The organism is Sodalinema sp. (genome assembly GCF_046483825.1).
Taxonomy (GTDB): Bacteria; Cyanobacteriota; Cyanobacteriia; order Cyanobacteriales; family Geitlerinemataceae; genus Sodalinema.
In genome coordinates this window covers 1-3,982 of record NZ_JAWOCL010000161.1, presented here as the reverse complement: position 1 = coordinate 3,982, position 3,982 = coordinate 1, and the positions used below count along the sequence as shown (strand labels likewise).

At 54.8% G+C, this 3,982-nt stretch carries 4 protein-coding genes; 3 read left to right on the top strand and 1 reads right to left on the bottom strand.

Annotated elements, in window-relative coordinates; genetic code table 11:
• On the bottom strand, positions 1–550 hold a 550-nt coding region (locus R6U67_RS10545), incomplete at its 3' end, for a 6-carboxytetrahydropterin synthase (RefSeq protein WP_410252505.1).
• 215 nt (positions 551–765) lie between these two features.
• Here R6U67_RS10545 and R6U67_RS10540 point away from each other — a divergent pair.
• The 3 genes from R6U67_RS10540 to R6U67_RS10530 form a co-directional block, all read left to right on the top strand.
• Positions 766–2,070, top strand: coding sequence for a glutamate-5-semialdehyde dehydrogenase (locus R6U67_RS10540; RefSeq protein WP_410252504.1), 1,305 nt, complete (start codon positions 766–768; stop codon positions 2,068–2,070).
• Between the two features lie 127 nt (positions 2,071–2,197).
• Positions 2,198–3,154 carry a LysM peptidoglycan-binding domain-containing M23 family metallopeptidase gene (locus R6U67_RS10535; protein WP_410252503.1) on the top strand — a complete coding sequence of 319 codons (957 nt, stop codon included), beginning with the start codon at positions 2,198–2,200 and terminating at the stop codon, positions 3,152–3,154.
• Positions 3,155–3,347: 193 nt separating this feature from the next.
• On the top strand, positions 3,348–3,982 hold a 635-nt coding region (locus R6U67_RS10530), incomplete at its 3' end, for a hypothetical protein (RefSeq protein ID WP_410252502.1).

Sequence of the window (3,982 nt, the reverse complement as noted above, 5' to 3'; positions counted from 1 at the left end):
TCACCGTCACTTCTAAATTGTAGTTGTGACCATGACCATGAGGATAGGCACATTTGCCATAAATGGCATCATTTTCATCGTCGCTGGCATCGGGTATGGCTAGGCGATGGGCGGCACTAAAATGAGTACAGGTGGTTAAATGAGCTTCCCAGCCGTTGCCGAAATAATCGGCCCATAAATCGGGATGTTCTGAAAGCTGAATTTTAACGAGGGGGAGATGGGGCGCGAGTCGTTGCCAAATCACCCGCGCTACATTTTCAGTGGTGGGTAATGTTTCCTTAAATTCGGGCCAAACTTCATTCAAAAAGGAAAAGTCAAGCTGACTGGTGACTTCTCGTTTAATGTCATGTTTGATGTTCGATAAATTCAGCACCATGCCATATTCATCAAGTTCTCCAGCCATAGACACATAGAGAACATAGTTATGGCCGTGACCATGAACATTGGCGCAGGCCCCGAATTGGCGGCGATTCTCGGCTTCGCTCAGTTCCGGGAGCCAGTAGCGGTGACCGGCGGAAAATTGGGCGCGGCGGTTGATAATACAGTCCATAAATCTTTGCTGGGCGACGAGAGTGAATGGTTGCGTTGGCGCTATTCTTAAACTTTTGTAAAGCTGTCCTTGATTGTAGCGAAGATCTCAGCCAAATCGAAGCCTGAGGGGCAAAAAATCCCCAAGGGGGCGATCGCCTCAGTCCAAGGGTTCCCCGGCAAACGGTACACTGAGAGCAGCGTAAGCGATCCTTTGACCCAATCGGAGAAGTAAGAATGACTGTTTCTACTGTAGCGTCTTCGTCCTTGGCTGAGAGCGCCCATCGAACCCGTCAGGCGGCGCAACAGTTAGGATATCTCAGCCGTGATGCGAAAAATGCGGCCATTGCAGCCGTCGCAGATTCCCTCAACCTGGCGGCGGCGGAGATTTTAGAGGCCAACGCCGCTGACTGCGAAGCGGCCCAACAGGAGGGCCTGTCCAAACCCCTCTACGATCGCCTCAAACTGAGTGAAAGCAAACTACAAGCGGCCATCGCCGGTGTGCGGGATGTGGGCAAACTCCCCGATCCTGTAGGAGTGGCCCAGTTACACCGAGAACTCGATGATGGACTGGTTCTCAAACGCATCACCTGTCCCCTGGGGGTGTTAGGGGTGATTTTCGAGGCCCGGCCCGATGCGGCGATTCAAATTGCCAGCCTAGCCCTGAAATCCGGGAATGGCGTCATCTTCAAAGGGGGGAAAGAAGCCAGTCGCTCCTGTCAGGCGATCGTTGCGGCCATTCATCGCGGCTTAGACTATGTGGGAGTCCCCACCGATGCCATTCAACTGCTGACGACTCGCGAAGAAATCTTGGAACTACTACAACTCGATTCCATGGTGGATTTAATTATCCCTCGGGGATCGAACGCCTTTGTCCGGTTTGTGCAAGAGAACACGCGAATCCCCGTATTAGGCCATGCCGATGGGATTTGTCATATCTTCATCGACCAAAGTGCCGTACTCGATAAAGCCATCCCCATTGTGGTGGATGCCAAAACCCAATATCCCGCCGCCTGTAACGCCGTAGAAACCCTGTTGATTCATCAGGGGGTCGCGAAAGCCTTTTTGCCGCCCTTGGCTGAGGCCTTGCAGGAAAAAGGGGTGACCCTGCGGGGGGATGCGATCGCCCAGTCCATTGTCGAGATGGAGGCCGCAACGGAAGACGACTGGCAAACCGAGTATAGCGATTTAGTGTTAGCGATTCGGGTGGTGGATTCCCCCGCCGAGGCGATCGCCCACATTAACACCTATGGTTCCCGTCATACCGAAGCCATCATTAGCGAAGCCCCCCAAGCGGTGGATAGCTTTTTCGCCCAAGTGGATGCAGCGGGAGTCTTCCATAACTGTTCAACTCGATTTGCCGATGGCTTCCGCTACGGCTTCGGGGCGGAAGTGGGCATTAGTACCCAAAAACTGCCCCCTCGCGGGCCGGTGGGGTTAGAGGGCCTCGTGACCTACAAATATCAAGTGGTGGGGAATGGTCATATTGCCGCAACCTATAGCGGTGAGGATGCTAAACCCTTTCGCCATCGTAATTTGTAGAGGCGGAGTTCGGGCAGTTAAGGGGAGGACTTGTGGCCCTCAAACAAGAGGCCGATCTCATGGCGATCGCGCTGCCGCAAGACGTTAACACAGGAGTATTGATCGTGCAGTTGAGCTGCATAAGGACATGAAACGAGTTTTAAACCTGTGGCAATGGAGTCGCTCCCCATCGGGGCGATGGTGGTGTGGGTTGGTGTTATCGTGCCTACTCAGCGTCAGTTTAGGGACGATCCATCAAAGTCCAACCCTGGCTCAAGATCCAGGGGGGCGAAGCTTCCCACGTATGACCAGTCCCCGTGAGAATTTGTGTCCCCCCTCGGCCTTGTCGCGGGTGCGATCGCATACCGTGGCCCCTGGAGAAACCCTAGAGGCGATCGCCGAGGAGTATGATCTCTTTCCCACCACTCTCATGGGGATGAATCCCCAAGTGCGAAATGGCCTCGTTCGGCCGGGAATGCGGCTGAGAATCCCCCCCTACGATGGCATTGAAGTCAATGTTAGCCCCGATGATCTCTGGAGCGATTTAGCCGAAGAATATAACGTGCGAGCCGATGTTCTCTTTGAAGCCAATAACTGCAATCCGCCCACCGACGTCGCCTTTATCCCCGGTGCCAACTGGTATCCCTATCGAGATACCCCCGATCCAACTCCTACAGACGACGATCCAGGGGCCAGCCCCGTTTTAGCCGAATATCCCTTGCCCAGCCCCGTTGAGCCACTGCTCGGCTACGGTTGGGTGTTGCCCCCCGGTGCCTCGTCGGTTGTCTTCCATAGTGGCTGGGACTTACCGGCAACGGTCGAAACTCCGGTTCGGGCCAGTGAGGATGGCATTGTGGCCTTTGCGGGAGTTCAACAGCCCTATGGCAATCTCGTGGTAATTAACCATAGCCGGGGTCGCCAAACCCGCTATGCTCATCTCGCGAGCCTGGATGTGGAACAGGGAGAATTTGTCGACGCAGGACAGAACCTGGGAACCGTCGGTCGTACCGGAACGCCCGATGTTCCTCAACCGCATCTGCATTTTGAAGTCCGCAACAACTCAGAACTGGGGTGGGTGGCCCAAAACCCAGACACCTATCTCTAGCGGTTGTCAACAGCGGTTGTTATCCTGAATCAACCCGTTAAGGGGAATTTTCCGGGAGAATTCAGCCCGAGTGCTGCCGAGACTCGGATCAAGATGTAGTGTAGAGAAGGGTGGGTTTGGCAACCCGGCTCGTGGTCTTGTCCCCAGTCTTGCTCCCGTCCCGTCCCCCCTTAGACCTTCACGGAATTGGCGAATGGCTGTTTACGCGCCTAGCACTGTTCTCGCTTGGAACATCGCTGCGATCGAAGCAAAATCTGGTCATGCGAGCGAGATCTCCCCAGCACATCTGTTGCTGGGACTTTGTAAACTCTGCGATCTGGACTTAGAACGGTTTTGTCCCCGACAAATTCGCGACAATCCTATGCAGAAGCGCGATTTTCGCAGTGATATCCAAGTGTTGCAACAATGGTTTGATACCTGGGGACTCGATCGCAGCAATTTTCGCCGTCGCCTGCGATCGCAGATCTCATCCGCCAGCCCCTTACCCGTCCATCAGGGGATTATGCACCGGGATGCCCATGCGCGGCAAGTTTTTGCCCGAGCCGAGGAACTCTCCGCCCTACAATGCCTTGATGAAGCGGTCGTCCGTCCCTATCATCTCCTTCAGTCCCTCTGTGAACTCAGTAATACGCCTTGGGATGACCTCCTCTCGGAAATGAGCGCCTGTGGTGTGGATACCCCCTTCGGCGATGGGGCGGAATGGGCCTTGGATGCGCTTCCGGCGGACCCTCATTTACTCCTCGATGGCGACCCACTCTATCAGGATTTGGAAAAACCGGCCACACCGCTCCTAGACTGTTTTGGTCGGGATTTGTCGGAGTTGGCTCG